The organism is Mesorhizobium sp. M0152, assembly GCF_040322415.1.
Lineage (GTDB): Bacteria > Pseudomonadota > Alphaproteobacteria > Rhizobiales > Rhizobiaceae > Mesorhizobium.
On sequence record NZ_JAMYTH010000066.1, the window covers coordinates 1 to 16848 of the forward strand.

Here is a 16848-nt window from a genome sequence, read left to right on the forward strand (position 1 = left end):
AATCCCCATAGACATCGACTGTGGCCCGCGGGTTCCTGCATGAGAGGCTTTCGTACGCCCGACGGCACCCGAAACCCTTCCCAATATCAGCCATTGAAGTCAGCTTTGCAATCTCCCAGAAGCAGACATTGCCGACGGCCACGTCGGAGTCGTCATCGCGCCATAAGCTCCGGTTGGAATTTCACCTATAGCCTCAGTTGATGGCAACGCCGCGTCGACTGCGTCTCGATTAAATGCGCCTGTTGTACGGCAGGTCATCTTGACCAGGAACGATCACATACGGCACCGTCGACACTGAGTAGGCGACGCTCTCCACTCGCCTCACTTCAGAATGCGCCTGAGCAAAATCGAATTTTGCGGGATAAAATACGCAGATGTTGCTCCCGTCGGAGACAGAGCTGCGATATCGGACGCCGTCGAAACCGCGACGCAGCAGAACCTCGGCCAAGAGCTGAGTCGAAAGGTATGGCGTCCTTTCGTCCGGAATGACGGGCAGGCTCATCAAACGGTCAAATGCCTGAATGATCGCGTAGAGGCTCAAACGTGCATCGTCGCTCGAAAAGAGCGCGATCTCAGGATTGAAATCCGCTAGCCGAAGCGCCTCCGTGCTCTTGAAGCCCCCTATCGAGACGTGATGGCCAGGATGGGGGCGAATTTCGGCTACGGCGGTGTTGGCGTCTGATGCGAGATAAAGAACCGACACGCCTGCCCGGTTCAAGCGCCCGATTCCCGCTTTGAGTGGCGGCGGCGCGCCAATGTCGGTCCCTAGCCAGGGCTGTCGCACGATGTTCGACTGAAATCCGGCTAGGTCGTAGCGACGGAATACCTCTTTTTGTCCCAATCGGGCGCGGTACCAAAGTTCGTCCGCAGGGAGAAGGATTTCGATGTCAGCCAGGAATGGCTCTACCAAGGCCTCCAGAGCCGGCTCGACCTGGAAAAAGTTCTCCGTGAGAAGGCGACGCTGGAGCTCAACGAAATCGCTCGGATTCGTTCGCGAGATCGCAAAGTTCATCCCTCGGACGCCATCGTCATGGCCAGCGTAGATCGCGACGCCTTTGTCCCAATCCGGATATGCAGGCCACTGGAGCCATTCATCGAAGTCGTCCAGATAGGCGCCGGAACTCGGGGGCTTTAGAATCGGATTGTCTTCGCGCTGAAACAGCGAAAGGACACTGTCTCCGCCCCAGTGGCTATTATATTCGTGCTCGTCATAGAAGAATCGAATGAGCGCTCGAAGGAGCATCACCAAAGCGTCACGGTTCTCTGGAGTTCGAACTTCGACGTCGTCGCGTGCGCAAAATGCGCAACGTCCCTTAATACAGTCGGCCGCGATCACCTTTTTGACGCTTGGATGTCGCGCACAATCTGCGCATAGGCTCGTTCGAACGACGTCATCGTCGATCTCGAAATCTTGCTCGTTTTCACCCATTCTAGTCCCGTCTGTTTTCCTATGAAAATCCTAGCTGTGATGTCACATGCCGTGCATATGTCCAGGGATGTCGACTACAAATCCGAACCGAGGGCGACCGATTGTCGAATAGCGGATGCAGTGGATAACGGACTGTTCGTCATTCACTGCAGTTGAGCGAGCGTCACTAGTCTGATTAGCTAATCGCACGGAGCCACTCGACCATGAAAATCAATCTCATGGCTAGCTTTTCTATTGCTAAAATGAAACAGCTATTTGGGCGGGTGGGAATGCGGTACTGAAATTCGTCGACATCGGTTTGTCGTCGGGAAGCATCCCCACGGTGTTGGAAAGTTCGTCATCTTTCCATTCAGATTGGCATATCAGGGCAAATTTCTACCTACATTAGATATTCCTAATTCTAGTCCTGTCGACGGAGCGGGATCGACTGGGGGAAAGTTGAGCCAGCAGAGCATAGATCAGGCCGAAAGCCCTGACTTGGACACGGTCCTAGCAGCACTTCGCCGTGACTATTCGAAACTGGGACCGAGGATAAGGGAGCTACAGCACGAGGTGGCGTGCGAGTGCGCAGGCGTCACCCTGCGGTTGCATTTCCCCGCCTTCCGACAAGGCAAGACCACTGTCCATGAACTGGTGGAGTTGGCCTGGCTTCACCTGACGCCATTTACGCTAACGCGGAAGGAAATCGACGCAGTAAGGGCGCTTCAATCGACCCTGTCGTTTGAAGACTTTCTGATCAAAACCACCCAGCTCAATGACGCGGCCGCCAAGCTTTTCATCAAGGCTCACAAAGCGACAAATCGAAATGGCGAAGCTGGCGAGCTGCTGCTTTACCTGCTGACCGAGTGGATATTAGGTGCACCGCAACTCATAGCGAAGATGACTTTGAAGACCAATTCGCAGATGCCTGTACACGGTGCGGACGGTGTCCATGTTCGCTATTGTCCGGAGACCGCGCGGCTCTTCCTCTATTGGGGCGAGTCGAAAATGTATGGCGATGTCGGTGCAGCTATCACCGCTGCCGCAGCATCCATCGTAAAATCCTTGGAGCCAGACGAGCAAGGCCACGAACTCCAGCTTGTTCAGCGAAACATCGATTTCACAGGATTAGGAACCGACGGCAAGGCAGCGCTGCTGCGATACTTGGATCCCCATGAGGAAGAATACAACGAACGTAAGGATGTCATCACCTGCCTGATAGGCTTCGATTTTGACGGGTTCCAGAAGGCGAGTGCCGCCGGCGATCAGGGTGCCGAAGATGCCTTCCGAGCACTGGCGAAAGAGAAGCTCGCAGCGGTGGCTCCGAAGGTCTCAGCCGCACTCAAGACGGCTGGACTGGACTCCCAGGACGTGGAGCTGTTCTTCTTTCCATTCCCAGCCGTTCAGGAATTTCGCGATCTCTTTCAGGCTCGGATTGGTTGGCTGCCATGATGCAAGAGCTGGCCGACAAGGTTTGGGATAATAGCCGATTCCACGATGCAGCGCATCGCATTGAACTCGCGTGGCTGACCAAAGAGATCAGCGGCATCGACGGTGGCCACGCCGACATCACTGACGCTACGCGATTGATGCGTTCTGCGGCCATATTGGCTTGCTCAGGAACGGCAGATCATCGGCGCGCCGCGTTCCGAGTAGCGACTTGTGCATATGAATTGTTCGGAACCGGCCAAGTCCCTCTGGACCAAGCCCTACGCATGGTGCTCACACGCCTCGGCAACTTCCCTTCCATCGGCACTCGCGCCGACGTAGCGTCCGCGCGGGTGAGGTTGCCGCTGGTACTTGCGGCAGAGGAAATTGCATCAGCTGATGCCCATGAGGTGACGATCAACGGGCAATCGGTGCTTTTGACTGACTTCCAGCAGAGGCTGTGGCTGAACCTCAAGCAAAGCCGTCGTATCGCGCTGGCGGCACCTACATCCGCCGGAAAATCCTTTGTCTTGCAGGGGTATCTGTCGGCGCTTTTCGACAATGAGCAGCCAAAGTCGGTCGTCTACATCGTCCCGACCCGCGCCTTGATCGCCCAGGTGGCCGAGGATCTGACGATCCAGTTTCATGGAATGGACCAAGATATTCCTGACATCGTGACGGTCCCGGTGGATGCTGAAACAAGCCTCGCTGAACGCGCCATCTACGTAATGACTCAAGAGAGGGTGCAACTCGCCCTCGGCGCCCATCCCGACTTCAGCGCCAGCATCATCATCGTAGATGAAGCGCATTCGATCGCAGATGGATCACGCGGCGTGCTGCTGCAATGGGTCATTGACGATCTATTGATCCGCAATCCGGCATCACAAATCCTTTTCGCCAGCCCAGCGATCCGCAATCTAGATATCTTTGGTCGTTTGTTTGGCTTGACCGACGTGGTCGAGTTTTCATCCGTAGAGCCCACCGTTGCCCAGAACTTCTTGGTTACGACCGTCGAGTCGGCCACCAAGGGCAAGCTAGTGATCCACACCGCGGGTGACGGATCGAGAGCGCTGCGACAAGTCGCAACGCTTCAGCTAGGGCGAACGGTCGCGAGCCGGACAGAGAAGCTCGTCCATATCCCGGCGGTGCTTGGACGTGGGCATTCAAATATCGTCTACGCGAATGGTGCGGCTGAAGCGGAAAGCGTTGCGCTTCAACTCGCTGAGCTGATGTCCGACCGTGAGCCAACCGAATCACGCCTCGCTCTATCCGAATTGGCGAAAGAAGCTGTGCACGCCAACTACGCATTGGTCGAGTGCGTCAAACACGGCGTAGCATTTCACTATTCCAATATTCCGACCCAGCTCCGACGAGCAATTGAAGCGGCCGTGTCGTCGGGCGAGGTCGATTATCTCGTCTGCACGAGCACCCTGCTTCAGGGTGTTAATTTGCCTGCCAAAAATATCTTCATGTTCGCTCCGGAGAAAGGTCGGACCAGAGCGTTGGAGTCGACTGATTTCTGGAATCTTGCTGGTCGCGCGGGCAGGCTCAAGCGTGAGTTTCAGGGCAACATCTTTCTCATCGACTATGACAAATGGAAGAAGAAGCCGCTCGACGGCCCCAAAGATTCGGTCATTGTCCCGGCGATTGAAAGCAGCCTCAACGAACATCACGACCAGTTAATGACCGTGATTTCTGGCGCGCCGACGACGAGCCGCAGCGATGAGACCGATCTAGAGACGACCTTCGTTCGTCTCTACACCGATTTCAAAGGCGGTGATCTTGATCAGACATTTGAACGGGCGGGCGTTGCGCCGGCCGACATCCGGTCAGGCCTAGTTGAAGCCGCGCTTGCAGCGGCTAGCGATAAACTGACTCTCCCGGCAGCGATTCTCCGCCGGACTCCGAACATCTCCGCCCACAAACAGCAGCGGCTTTACGATCGGCTGAACGCAAAAATAGCTCAAGGTGCCGATGTTGCGCGGACCCTCATTCCTTCGCATCCCCGGGAGAGCGAAGCGTTCCAATCCTACGCCGATATTCTGGAATTGTGCCACGAGATTATTCTCGGTATCGACACATCGAAAAATCTGCATCGGTTCCATGCCCTGATCGCGCGACGATGGATGCTTGGCCTGCCGCTCCCTCAGATCATCGACGAGCAAATAGCGCGAAATGCCTCGAAACCGGTTCGAACGACGATCAGAAGCACCTTGGATTTAATCGAAGGCGATATTCGTTTCCAAGCTGTCCGTCTGTTTGGCTGCTACAGCGCACTTCTTGTCTACGCATTCGACAGCGCAGGTTTGGTGGACATGGTATCCAGCATTCCATCTTTACCACTCTACCTGGAGATCGGCGCATCCGACAAAACGATGATCAGCTTCATCTCTCTGGGATTGTCACGCGTCACTGCGATGAAGCTGAACGAAATGTCTGCCCGGAAAGACCTCGATACGGCCGGCGCGATGCAGTGGCTGCGAACTCGGCCGCTTGAAGCGCTGGGGCTTTCTCCCCTCTTGCTTGCTGAGGTGAGGGCGATTGCAATTGCCTAGGAATGCCACATACTTTGAAGCATTGCGGCTTTGATCGGATGATCGTTCTGGCCTTCCGCTTCAGTCGTGGTAGGGAGATACGCCGCATTCCATTGCCAGAGGCGATACCGGGGAACTGAACAGCATTCCGCAGTGGCGCCGGCCAAGTTGGCATTAGGGACGGCCGCACTGGACATCCCTTATCTCGGCCGAACGGCAGCAATCTAACCGCTGCTGCCCAATAGCGGACGGTCTGCAATCGGCACCAAATGCGACATTTCACAAATGTCCAGACACTGGCAACTTTCTTGTCCCGAGCAGCCCAACCCGAGGCTTCAAGCCGTCCTCTCCACCACCAGCCCCAGTTCCTCCACCATCGCCTGGCGCATCAGGAACTTCTGCGGCTTGCCGGTCACCGTCATCGGCAATTCGGTGCGGAAGCGGATGTGCCGCGGGATCTTGTAGTGGGCGATCTGGCCGGCGCAGAAGGTTTTGATCTCCTGTTCGGTGGCGATCTGGCCGGGCTTGAGCACGATCCAGGCGCAGAGCTCCTCGCCATATTTGGCGTCGGGAATGCCGAACACCTGCACTTCCCGCACCTTGGGATGGCGGTAGAGGAATTCCTCGACCTCGCGCGGGTAGACGTTCTCGCCGCCGCGAATGACCATGTCCTTGACCCGGCCGACGATGTTGCAATAGCCCTCGGCGTCGATGGTGGCGAGGTCGCCGGTGTGCATCCAGCCGTCGCTGTCGATCGCCTCGCGCGTCTTGTCGTCGTCGTCCCAATAGCCCTTCATCACGGAATAGCCGCGCGTGCACAGCTCGCCCGGCATGCCGATGGCGACGGTGGCGCCATCGGCGTCGATGGCCTTGACCTCGACATGCGGGTGGATGCGCCCGACGGTCGAGACGCGTTTTTCCAGCGGGTCGTCGACGCCGCTCTGGAAGGAAACCGGGCTGGTCTCGGTCATGCCGTAGGCGATGGTCACTTCGGACATGTGCATCAGCGAGACGACCTTCTTCATCACCTCGATCGGGCATGGCGAACCGGCCATGATGCCGGTGCGCAGGCTGGAGAGATCGAATGTGCCGAAGTCCGGATGATCGAGCAGGCCGACGAACATGGTCGGCACGCCATAGAGGCCGGTGCAGCGTTCCTGCGCCACCGCTTTCAGCGTGGCGCCGGGATCGAAGCCCTCGCCAGGAAAGACCATGGTCGCGCCTTTGGTGACGCAGCCCATCGTGCCCATCGACATGCCGAAGCAATGGTAGAGCGGCACGGGAATGCAGAGCCGGTCGTCGACCGTCAACCTGATCGCCGAAGTGACGAAATTGCCGTTGTTGACGATGTTGTTGTGGGTCAGCGTCGCGCCTTTGGGCGCTCCGGTGGTGCCCGAGGTGAACTGGATGTTGATGGCATCGTTTGGCTTCAGTCCCTCGGAAATGCGGTCGAGGCTGTCATGCTCGTCGCGCCCGGCCATGGCCAGCACATCGGCGAAATTGAACATGCCGGGCGAATTCTCCTCGCCCATGCGGATGACGGTCCTGAGCGCCGGCAGTTTTTGTGCCTTGAGCTTGCCGGGCGCCGCCCTGGCGATCTCCGGCGCCAGCGTTTCGATCATGCCGAGATAATCCGAGGTCTTGAAGCTGGCCGCGGTGACCAGCGCCCGGCAAGCGACCTTGTTCAGCGCATACTCCAGCTCGGTCAGCCGGTAGGCAGGATTGATGTTGACCAGGATCAGGCCGATGCGGGCGGTGGCGAATTGCGTCACCAGCCATTCCCAGCGGTTGGGCGACCAGATGCCGACGCGGTCCCCCTTCTCCAGGCCGAGCGCCAGGAACCCGGCGGCCAGCGCATCCACCGTGTCCGACAGCTCGCTCCAGGTGAAGCGCTTGTCCTGGCCGACGAAGACGGCGGCGTCGAGGGTGCCATATTTGCTGACCGTATCGGAGAAAAGTGCGGGAATGGTCTTGTCGAGCAACGGCACCTTGCGCTCACCCGAGACATGCGCCCTGCCGTCGACCGGCGCGACAAAGACACCGCCAGTGCGCGCTCCGCGCCCGCGCAGATTGGTGGCGTTCTTCAGCTCGTCGAGATTGACCGGCATCGCTCTCTCCTCCCACGATATCCGAACTTATCAGCCTGCCGGGACGGTGGAAATCCCGCCGAAGGTATGGCGGGGCTTCGAAGGCGGGCCGCGCAGCCTTCGAGGGTCGCGAGAATGACGCAGAAACGAAAAACCCGCCTCGGCGGGCGGGTGGCGCAAATCAACACCATATCCAAACTGGTAGCATAGCTGCGGGCACAAAGCAAGAACAAAATTTGCCTGCTGCCAGATTCGACAATCGCCGAGACCACGCTGGACGGGCTATCCCGGCACCGATGCCATCCTCGCCGCGACGTCGCGCAGGATCGTCTCGTCGGCCTTGGAACGCGGCTTTTTCGACGCGACAAGACACGCCTCGGAGCGCAGGACGACGCCGTCGGCCAGCACCTTGAGATGGTTGGCGCGCAGCGTCGAGCCCGTGGTGGTGATGTCGACGATGACATCGGCGAGCCCCGCCGCCGGCGCGCCTTCGGTGGCGCCGAGGCTTTCGACGATCCGGTAGACCTGGATGCCGTGTTTCTGCGAGAAGAATTGCTGCGTCAGCCGCCAGTATTTGGTGGCGATGCGCAGCCGCCGGCCATGGCGGTGGCGGAAATCGGCGGCGACGTCGTCAAGATCGGCCATGGTGTCGACGTCGAGCCAGATTTCGGGGACCGCCACCACGACATCGGCATGGCCGAAGCCGAGACGGGCGACGATTTCGGCGCGGGCCTCCCAGTCAGCGAGGTTTTCGCGCACGAGGTCCTCGCCGGTGATGCCGAGATCGACGGCACCCTGGCCGATCTCGCCCGATATCTCGGACGCCGACAGGAAGGCGATGTCGATGCCGTCGGCGCCTTCGATCCGGGCGCGATAGGAGCGTTCGTCGCCGGGCAGGCTGACAGCGAGACCGGCCTTGGCCAGCATTTCCAGCGCCTGTTCCTTGAGGCGACCTTTCGACGGGATTGCCAGTGTGATCATCGTGCTGCCTCCCGCAAGGACTCGATGCGGTCGAGCCAGACGGAAAAGCCGACGCCGGGGATCGGTGTCTTGGCGCCAAGCAACGTCAGCAGCCGGTCGTACCGGCCGCCGCCGGCCAGCGGCCTGTCGCCGCCTTGCGCCGCGATTTCGAAGACCACGCCGGTGTAATAATCGAGCGGACGGCCGAAGGCGGCATCGTAGCGGATTTTTCCAGCCGGCAAGCCATGCGCCTCGATCGCGCCGGCGCGGGACGCGAACTTCTCCAGCGCGGCGCCCAGCGACAACCCGGCACCGGCGGCGAAGGCTTCCAGCGCGTGGGCCGCGCCATCGAGCGGCACGTCGATCGAAAGAAAATTCTTCAGCGCCGCGAAGGCGTCGTTGGACAGCCGCACGCTGCGCAATTCGGCCTTCTCGATCAGCCGCCGCGCAATGTCCGACGGCGCGCGTCCGGCCGATGCCGACAGGCCGGCCTCTTCCATGCCGCCGGCGATATGGGCGGAAAGACCCTCGATATCGCCGTCGAGGACGAGCGCTGCGACCGGGCCGGAGAGTTGGCCGTTGCGCGGCGGGTTGGCGAGATCGGCGAGAGCGGCCTCAAGCATCGGCGCCGAGCCGAAGGCGCGGGCAAGCCGCATGCGCCAGCCACGCGGCAGGCCAAGGGCTGCGAGCACCGCCTCGAAAATGGTCTGGTCGCCGAGCGTGATCGCCAAGGTCTGGTCGGGCAGCACAAGAGAAAGCAGCGCATGCGCATCGGCCAGCGAACGGGCATCGGCTTGCGCGGTGTCGCGATCGCCGAGATCCTCGATGCCGGCCTGGAAAAACTCGTTGCCGCCTTCGCGGCGCTGGCGAAACACCTCGCCGAGATAGGAATAACGGCGCGGCGTGCCTGCCTGGCTGGCGATGTGGTCCAGGCAAACGGGAATGGTAAATTCAGGGCGCAGGCAGAGCGTCTGCCCGGTCTCGCTTTCGGTGAGAAAGATACGGCGACGCAAATCCTCGCCGGCCATGTCGAGGAAGGGATCCGCCGGCTGCAGAACGGCGACCTCGACCGGGTGCGTGTCGCGTGTGGCGAAGAGGTTGGTGATATCGGCTGATATGGCGGGGTAGCGCGAGGTCATTATGCCAGCCTCCGTATCGCACGACCCACTGGTTTGGGACTAGCGGGTCGACCAAAGGCCGGCACTCTACGGCGCGACAGAACGCGGCCTCTACTTGCCACGCGCCCTCTCCTCAGCCTGCGCCGCCAGTATCTTCCTGACCTCCACCACCAAGTCGCTCTCCGCCACCGTCACCTGTGCCGGGCGGGCGGCGCGCCATTCGGCGTTGTCTGATATCTCCGCCGACATGCGCGCGCCTTCGATCAGGTCCTTGATCTGCAATTCGCCCTTGGCGCGCTCGTCGCCACCCTGGATGATTGCGACCGGGCAGCCGCGCCGGTCGGCGTATTTGAGCTGCGCCTTCATGCCGGCGCCGCCGAGATACATTTCGGAGCGGATGCCGGCGGCACGCAGCTCCGCCACCATTCTCTGATAGCGGCCGAGGCTTTCGGTGTCCTTGTCCATCACCAGCACGACGACAGGCGCGATCACGTCGGCGCTGTCGAGCTTGCCGAGGTTCTTCAGCGCCGTCATCAGCCTGGAGACGCCGATGGAGAAACCGGTCGCCGGCACCGGCTCGCCGCGGAAGCGCGAGACGAGCCCGTCATAGCGGCCGCCGCCGCCGACCGAGCCAAAGCGCACGATCTGGCCGTCCTCATTGGGAATTTCAGCCAGCAGCTCTGCCTCGAAGACGGGGCCGGTGTAATATTCGAGGCCACGGACGACGGAACGATCCATCGCGACGCGATCCTCGCCATATCCTGCTGCCCTGACCAACGCTTCGATCGTAGAAAGTTCGCTGGCGCCTTCCTGGTAGACTGCGTTTGAACTAACCATGGAATCCTGGCCAGCCTGTCCATTCTTCGCTGTCGCGGTCAGCACTGCCTCGGCCTGCCCGTTATTCAACCCGGCGCCCTTGGCGAAGTCGCCTTCGCCTTCCTTGCCGCCATCCCAGCGCCCCGGTCCAAGCAGCAACCTCACGCCTTCCGGCCCGAGCTTGTCCAGCTTGTCGATCGCCCGCAGCACAGTCAGCCTTCGACCGGCATTTTCGTCGCCGCCTAGGCCGATTGCCTCCAGCACGCCGTCCAGCACCTTGCGGTTGTTGACGCGGATGACGTAGTCGCCGCGCTTGATGCCGAGCGCTTCCATCACGTCGGCCATCATCATCGCCATCTCGGCGTCGGCGGCCACGCCCGGCGTGCCGATCGTGTCGGCGTCGAACTGCATGAACTGGCGGAAGCGGCCGGGGCCGGGCTTTTCGTTGCGGAACACCCAGCCGGAGCGGTAGCTGCGGTATGGCTTGGGCAGGCGCTCGTAGTTCTCGGCGACGAAGCGCGCCGTCGGCGCGGTCAGGTCGTAGCGCAGCGACAGCCATTGGTCGTCGTCGTCCTGGAACGAGAACACGCCCTCGTTCGGCCGGTCCTGGTCGGGCAGGAACTTGCCGAGCGCATCGGTGTATTCGATCAGCGGCTGGTCTGCCGGTTCGAAGCCGTAAAGCTCATAGACCGAGCGGATCGTCGCCATCATCTTCTCGACGGCGCGGATGTCCTCGGCGCTGCGGTCGGCAAAACCGCGCGGCAGCCGCGCTTTCGTCTTCTCCGATTTGTCGGCCATGTGATTTTGCCCGGTATTTCGTGATGCTTGAAGGTCAACAATGTTGCGATTTTCGCAACGCGCGTGTCCTAACCGATGCGACAAGGACCAGCAAGGGTAACCCTGCAAGGCGAAGCCATCGATGAAGGTGTCCTTCTCCCATCGCGTACGGCACAAAGGACGTGGCCAGCGCCAACAGCACCTGAAATTGCCTCCCCGGCGCCTCCCGCGAGGGGAAGGTGGGAAGCTAGCTCGGCCTTTTGAAAGCCTTCCGTTCGTTCTCGACCTGTGGACGGCAAACGCAGCCCTCGAGATGGTCGTTGACCAGCCCCATGGCCTGCATGAAGGCGTAGACCGTGGTCGGGCCGACAAAACTCCAGCCGCGTTTCTTCAGCTCCTTCGAAATCCGGACCGAGACTGCCGTGGTCGGGTTGGCGCGCAGATGGGCGATATCGACGATCTCGGGCCGTTCCTCCTTGCCGGGTTCGAATTTCCAGAACCAGGCGGCCAGCGAGCCGAATTCATCGGCCATTTCGCGGGCGCGTTTGGCGTTGTTGATGGTCGAGACGATCTTGCCGCGGTGGCGGATGATGCCGGCATTGCCAAGCAGGCGCTCGACATCCTCTTCGGTGAAAGCGGCGACCTTGTCGAATTCGAAATTGGCGAAGGCCTCGCGAAAGTTTTCCCGCTTGCGCAGGATGGTCAGCCAGGACAGGCCGGACTGAAAACCTTCGAGGCAGATCTTTTCGAACAGCCTGCGGTCATCCGACACGGGCCGGCCCCATTCATGGTCGTGATAGTGCAGATAGTCGGGCAGATTGCCATGCCAGAAGCAGCGCGCGACACCGTCGGGACCAGCAAGCAGGCCGGCGTTTTCGTTTCCCATAGCCAAAGATCCATTCGTTAACGCGCTTTTGCGCCGGTTTTACCGCGGCTTTACCAGATTCCTGAACCCGGCGGTAACCACACCAAAAGGTTTACCGACGGTTGCGCATTTTACGCATTCCGATTCATGTTTCGGTTGCTGCTTCCACGCCAATGATCGCTGAACCGGGAGGATGTTTCCACCCGATATGTTCGACGATCAAGGTGCGTTCCCGATGAAGAGAGTTTTGCTTTCCGTGCTCGGCGGCATGGCTATATTTGCCGCCGGCGTCACGCCCTCGACCGCAGGCGACCGCTATGCCGACAGGCCGCCGGTGATGGTTAGCCCCGACCTTTCCGCGCCCTGGGTGCTGCAGCTTGGCCAGGCGCCGGGCATCGTGCGGCGCCAGGCTGTGCGGCAACAGCCGCGCCTGCGCTACGCTCAGCCGGCGCAGCCCGACAAGGTGCAGACGGCGGCGGTGCAGGCGCCGGCCAAACGCATGGTCACGCGCGCGCAGATCAATCCGATCTACCTGCCGCAGGAAGTCGCCTATGACGGCCCGCAGAAGCCGGGCACGATCGTCATCGACACGACGCAGAATTTCCTTTTTCTGATCGAGAAAAACGGCAAGGCGCGGCGCTATGGCGTCGGCACCGGCAAGCCTGGTTTCGAATGGTCGGGCACGCACAAGATCACCAACAAGCGCGAGTGGCCGGACTGGCGCCCGCCGGCGCAGATGATCAAGCGCGAGGCCGCCAAGGGCCGCTATCTGCCGACCTATCTCGCCGGCGGCATGGAAAACCCGCTCGGCGCCCGCGCACTCTATCTCGGCACGACCGAATACCGCATCCACGGCACCAACCAGCCATGGACGATCGGCGGCGCGGTATCGTCGGGCTGCATCCGCATGCGCAACGAGGACGTGGTCGACCTCTATGAACGGGTCAATGTCGGAACCACTGTCGAGGTGATATAATTCGGCGTTGCGAATCACTTGGCCGGTAAAGCAGCCAGCTTTTCGAGGCCAGCCTGAAGACAACGGGGGACGGGCCGTGTGGGGATGCGGCCAGTCAGGAAGGGCAGCACGGGAAACCGCGCTGCCCTTTCCGTTTTGATCGGTGTCTGAAGCTGAGCGACACGCTCTTTCGCCGGCACGTCGCGCAAGAGGCATGACGGTTCGCTTTCGTGCTGCCATTGCCGATATTCTTTTGCTATGTCGGCCGGTATCAAGCTGAAAAGAGTCCACCCCATGTCCCTGTCCGACGACAGCCGCTATCTCCGGGGCGGCCCGGTTGCCCAGCGCATCATCGCGGCGGTGCGCGAAGATGCGGCCATTGCCAAGGCCGAGGGTTTCCCGCCCAAGCTGATCTCGATCACCGTCGGCGACACCGATGCGGTGGACGTCTACGTGCGCAATCAGCGCGCCAAGGCCCACCTCGCCGGCATCGATTTCGAGGAACGGCGTTTTCCCGCCACAATCACCTCAGGCGAACTGGAAGCGGCGATCCATGGCCTGAACGCCGATCCGCGCGTCACCGGCATCATCATCCAGCGGCCGGTTCCCGCCCACATCCCGATCAAGACCTTGCAGGCGGCAGTGCATCCGCTCAAGGACGTCGAAGGCATGCATCCGGCTTCGATCGGCAACATCGTCTACAACCAGCTCGACCTCGCGCCCTGCACGGCGGCCGCCTCGGTCGAGCTGCTCAAGGAAACCGGTCTCGACCTCAAGGGGCTGGAAGTCGTGATCGTCGGCCATTCCGAAATTGTCGGTAAGCCGATAGCTTTCCTGCTGATGAGCGAAGGCGCGACGGTGACGGTCTGCCACCATATGACGCGATCGGTTGCAGCGCATGCGCGCCGCGCCGACGCGCTGTTCGTCGCTGTCGGCAAGCCGCGGCTGATCAAGGCCGACATGGTCAAGCCCGGTGCTGCCGTCATCGACATCGGCATCAATTCCGAGATCGGGCCGGATGGGGTAAGCCGCATCGTCGGCGACGTCGACACCGAAAGCGTGCGCGAGGTCGCCTCCTGGATCACGCCGGTGCCGGGCGGCGTCGGTCCGATCACGGTGGCGATCCTGCTGCGCAACACGATGGTGGCGCTCAGCCGCCAGCGCGCGCTTTACGAGGCGACATACGGCACGGCGGACAGGCTGGCGGCGGAGTAGCGCCGGGACGGGCGCCCCTATTCCGCGGCGATCAAGCTCTCTTCCCGAACGCCTTCCGGCTTCCGCCCGCCATAAGCCCAGTCAAGCAGCTTTATCGTATGCACCACCGGCAGCTTCGCGGCGGATGCGATCTGCGTTATGCAGCCGATGTTGCCGGTGGCGACAACCGAGGCACCCGTCGCCTCTATGTTTCTTACCTTGCGGTCACGGAGCCTGGCCGAAATGTCGGACTGCAGGATGTTGTAGGTGCCGGCGGAACCGCAGCACAGATGGCCCTCGCGCGGCTCGCGCACGATGAAGCCGGCCCTGGCTAGCAGTTCCTTCGGCTGGCGGGTGATCTTCTGGCCGTGCTGCATCGAGCAGGCGGAGTGATAGGCGACGACCGTGCCCGGCTTGCGCACCGGTTCGGGCAGGTCGATGGCGGTCAGGTATTCCGTAATGTCCTTGGCCAGAGCGGAAACACGTGCAGCCTTGTCGGCATAGGCCGGATCGAGCCGCAGCATGAAACCATAATCCTTGATGGTGGTGCCGCAGCCGGACGCGGTGATGATGATGGCATCGATCCCACCATCTTCGATGGCGCGGGTCCAGGCATCGACATTTTGTCTTGCCGAAGCAAGGGCGGCTTGCTCCCGCCCCATGTGATGGACGAGCGCGCCGCAGCAGCCCTCTCCTTGCGGCACCACGACCTCGACGCCGAGCCGGGTCAGCAGCGAGATCGTCGTGTCGTTGATGGCGGGATCAAGCACGGATTGCGCGCAGCCGGTGAGGATGGCGACGCGGCCCTTTTTTGCCCCCTGCCCGGCGTGGATTCCCGGCGCGGCCAATGGCGAGGCGGTAGGGATCGACGCCGGGGCGAGTTTGAGCATCGCGCCGAGCGGCTTCAGCGCCGGGAACTTTTCGAACAAGCCGATGAATGGCTTGCCCAGCTTGGCCAGTTTGAGCGCGGCGCGGAAGCGCCGGGGATAAGGCAGCACGAAGGCCAGCATGGCGCGGGTCAGGCGGTCGAACAACGGCCGCTTGTAGGTCTGCTGGATATGGGCGCGGGCATGGTCGACCAGATGCATGTAATTGACGCCCGACGGGCAGGTGGTCATGCAGGCGAGGCAGGACAGGCAGCGGTCGATGTGGGTGACGATCTCCTTGTCGGCCGGACGGCCGTTCTCCAGCATGTCCTTGATCAGGTAGATGCGGCCGCGCGGCGAATCGAGCTCGTTGCCCAATGTCACATAGGTCGGGCAGGTGGCGGTGCAGAAACCGCAATGCACGCATTTGCGCAGGATCTTCTCCGATTCCGCGACATGCGGGTCGGCAAGCTGGGCAAGAGAGAAGTTGGTCTGCATCTCGTTCTAGTCCTAGGCCATGCGGCCGGGATTGAGGATGTTCCTGGGGTCGAATTCCTGCTTCAGGCGCTGGCTGAGCGCTGCCTGCGCCGAAGCCTGCGGCTCGAATACCGGCAGGGCGGCGCGATGGGAGGGTGCGGCGCGCACCAGCGTCGCATGGCCGCCGCCATGTTTGCGCAGCAGCCCACGCAGCAAAGCGGCTTCCGGATCACCCTCCTCCATGCGCAACCACACCAGCCCGCCCTGCCAGTCATAGAAGGCGCTGACCGCAGCCTGCATGCGCAGGGTCAGGACCATCTGATGGCTCTCTCCCGGCGTCATCGAGACGCGCCAGACCGGTTTTTGACTGCCGTCGGCGAAAGGCCTGCAATCGCGGATATCACGCCAGATTATCCGTGATGCCGCGCCGGAAATCTCCTCCAGCGGCCCGGCATTGCCGAGCAGCGTTTTCAACGCGGCGACGCGATAGGCGACGGACGGGCCAAAACCTTCGACGCGCAGCAGCGTGGCGGCATCGCCGCCGAGCGCGCCGCCGGCGACGCGCGCGGCGATCCGCTCCGGCAGATGGGCGGCGCTCGACACTTCCGCGCTGGAGCCGAGCGCCAGCGCCATGGCGCCGGCGGCCGCATCGTCGAGCAGGCCACGGATGGCGAGCGTGACTTCGGTCTCGGCCGCGGGCAGCACCTTGAACGTGACGTCGGTGAACACGGCCAGCGTGCCCCAGCTGTTGGCCATCAGTTTCGACAGATCATAACCGGTCACATTCTTGACCACACGGCCGCCGGACTTGAAGGCCTCGCCCCGCCCGGACACGACATTGATACCCAGAACATGGTCGCGCGCAGCACCCGCCTTCAGCCTGCGCGGACCGGAAAGGTTGGCGGCGAGCACGCCGCCGATCGTGCCTTTGCCCGGCTCGCCGCCGAGCAGCGGACCGTAGTCCATCGGTTCGAAGGCGAGTTGCTGGCCGTTTTCCGCCAGCAGCTTTTCGATGTCGGCAAGCGGCGTGCCGGCCTTCGCCGACAGAACCAGTTCGGCGGGCTCATAGAGCGTCACGCCGGTGAGTTTCGAAAGGTCGAGCGTGTGTTCGGTCTGCAGCGGACGGCCTATGCCGCGCTTGGAACCATGGCCAAGGGTTTCCAGCGGCGAGCCTTCCGCAACCGCCCAGGCGATTGTGGAGAGGACTTCGTCTGATGTGGTGGGGGTGAAGGTGGTCATGTTCGCGCCCAGTTCCTCGCCCCCGCAAAGCGGGGGAGAGGTGGCTCGGGCGAAGCCCGAGGCGGAGAAGTGGCAAATCTGGCGCTGATTAATAGTGCGGGGACCCCGCGATGCTTAGCGCCCC

The 16848-nt window shown here is 61.6% G+C and carries 12 protein-coding genes; 4 read left to right on the forward strand and 8 right to left on the reverse strand.

Features of this window, described 5'->3' with window-relative positions:
• Positions 1-229: 229 nt before the first annotated feature.
• Positions 230-1429, reverse strand: a complete 1200-nt coding sequence (locus NKJ26_RS31590) for an RES family NAD+ phosphorylase (RefSeq protein WP_352699634.1) — start codon at positions 1427-1429, stop codon at positions 230-232.
• Between the two features lie 438 nt (positions 1430-1867).
• Between NKJ26_RS31590 and NKJ26_RS31595 the strand changes: the two genes are divergently transcribed.
• Both NKJ26_RS31595 and NKJ26_RS31600 read left to right on the forward strand, forming a co-directional pair.
• On the forward strand, positions 1868-2860 hold the full coding sequence (locus NKJ26_RS31595; RefSeq protein ID WP_352699636.1) for a HamA C-terminal domain-containing protein: 993 nt from the start codon (positions 1868-1870) through the stop codon (positions 2858-2860).
• Positions 2857-5391: a DEAD/DEAH box helicase gene (locus NKJ26_RS31600; RefSeq protein ID WP_352699638.1), complete on the forward strand. Its 2535-nt coding sequence runs from the start codon at positions 2857-2859 to the stop codon at positions 5389-5391. The genes NKJ26_RS31595 and NKJ26_RS31600 overlap by 4 nt, the downstream gene beginning before the upstream one ends.
• 314 nt (positions 5392-5705) lie before the next feature.
• Here the strand turns inward: NKJ26_RS31600 and NKJ26_RS31605 are convergent, their stop codons facing one another.
• The 5 genes from NKJ26_RS31605 to NKJ26_RS31625 all read right to left on the reverse strand — a co-directional run bounded on the left by NKJ26_RS31605 (position 5706) and on the right by NKJ26_RS31625 (position 12014).
• Entirely contained in the window at positions 5706-7478 is a 1773-nt protein-coding gene (locus NKJ26_RS31605) for an AMP-binding protein (protein WP_352699640.1), read from the reverse strand.
• Between the two features lie 261 nt (positions 7479-7739).
• Positions 7740-8438 (reverse strand): ATP phosphoribosyltransferase, encoded by a 699-nt coding sequence (hisG, locus tag NKJ26_RS31610; protein ID WP_352699642.1) that lies wholly within the window; start codon positions 8436-8438, stop codon positions 7740-7742.
• On the reverse strand, positions 8435-9556 hold the full coding sequence (locus tag NKJ26_RS31615) for an ATP phosphoribosyltransferase regulatory subunit (protein WP_352699644.1): 1122 nt from the start codon (positions 9554-9556) through the stop codon (positions 8435-8437). The genes hisG and NKJ26_RS31615 overlap by 4 nt, the downstream gene beginning before the upstream one ends.
• Before the next feature lie 90 nt (positions 9557-9646).
• Positions 9647-11149 carry a histidine--tRNA ligase gene (gene hisS, locus NKJ26_RS31620; RefSeq protein ID WP_352699646.1) on the reverse strand — a complete coding sequence of 501 codons (1503 nt, stop codon included), beginning with the start codon at positions 11147-11149 and terminating at the stop codon, positions 9647-9649.
• Between the two features lie 226 nt (positions 11150-11375).
• The gene (locus NKJ26_RS31625) at positions 11376-12014 is read right to left on the reverse strand and encodes a DNA-3-methyladenine glycosylase I (protein WP_352699648.1); all 639 of its coding nucleotides are present in this window, start codon (positions 12012-12014) and stop codon (positions 11376-11378) included.
• 214 nt (positions 12015-12228) lie between these two features.
• On the opposite strand from NKJ26_RS31625, the gene NKJ26_RS31630 reads away from it, so the two are divergent.
• Entirely contained in the window at positions 12229-12969 is a 741-nt protein-coding gene (locus NKJ26_RS31630; RefSeq protein ID WP_352699650.1) for a L,D-transpeptidase, read from the forward strand.
• Between the two features lie 273 nt (positions 12970-13242).
• A complete protein-coding gene (locus NKJ26_RS31635; RefSeq protein WP_352699652.1) occupies positions 13243-14163 on the forward strand; it encodes a bifunctional 5,10-methylenetetrahydrofolate dehydrogenase/5,10-methenyltetrahydrofolate cyclohydrolase in 921 nt (306 codons plus the stop codon).
• Between the two features lie 17 nt (positions 14164-14180).
• On the opposite strand, the gene glcF is transcribed toward NKJ26_RS31635, so the two are convergent.
• Complete coding sequence (gene glcF / locus NKJ26_RS31640) at positions 14181-15506, reverse strand: glycolate oxidase subunit GlcF (RefSeq protein ID WP_352699654.1); 1326 nt, start codon at positions 15504-15506, stop codon at positions 14181-14183.
• A 12-nt stretch (positions 15507-15518) separates the two neighbouring features.
• Positions 15519-16724 carry an FAD-binding protein gene (locus NKJ26_RS31645; protein ID WP_352598213.1) on the reverse strand — a complete coding sequence of 402 codons (1206 nt, stop codon included), beginning with the start codon at positions 16722-16724 and terminating at the stop codon, positions 15519-15521.
• Positions 16725-16848: the final 124 nt, after the last annotated feature.

Coding starts and splice junctions, on each gene's coding strand:
- NKJ26_RS31590 (WP_352699634.1), bottom strand. CDS start 1,429: ATGGGTGAAAACGAGCAAGATTTCGAGATCGACGATGACGTCGTTCGA.
- NKJ26_RS31600 (WP_352699638.1), top strand. CDS start 2,857: ATGATGCAAGAGCTGGCCGACAAGGTTTGGGATAATAGCCGATTCCAC.
- NKJ26_RS31605 (WP_352699640.1), bottom strand. CDS start 7,478: ATGCCGGTCAATCTCGACGAGCTGAAGAACGCCACCAATCTGCGCGGG.
- hisG (WP_352699642.1), bottom strand. CDS start 8,438: ATGATCACACTGGCAATCCCGTCGAAAGGTCGCCTCAAGGAACAGGCG.
- NKJ26_RS31615 (WP_352699644.1), bottom strand. CDS start 9,556: ATGACCTCGCGCTACCCCGCCATATCAGCCGATATCACCAACCTCTTC.
- hisS (WP_352699646.1), bottom strand. CDS start 11,149: ATGGCCGACAAATCGGAGAAGACGAAAGCGCGGCTGCCGCGCGGTTTT.
- NKJ26_RS31625 (WP_352699648.1), bottom strand. CDS start 12,014: ATGGGAAACGAAAACGCCGGCCTGCTTGCTGGTCCCGACGGTGTCGCG.
- NKJ26_RS31630 (WP_352699650.1), top strand. CDS start 12,229: ATGAAGAGAGTTTTGCTTTCCGTGCTCGGCGGCATGGCTATATTTGCC.
- NKJ26_RS31635 (WP_352699652.1), top strand. CDS start 13,243: ATGTCCCTGTCCGACGACAGCCGCTATCTCCGGGGCGGCCCGGTTGCC.
- glcF (WP_352699654.1), bottom strand. CDS start 15,506: ATGCAGACCAACTTCTCTCTTGCCCAGCTTGCCGACCCGCATGTCGCG.
- NKJ26_RS31645 (WP_352598213.1), bottom strand. CDS start 16,724: ATGACCACCTTCACCCCCACCACATCAGACGAAGTCCTCTCCACAATC.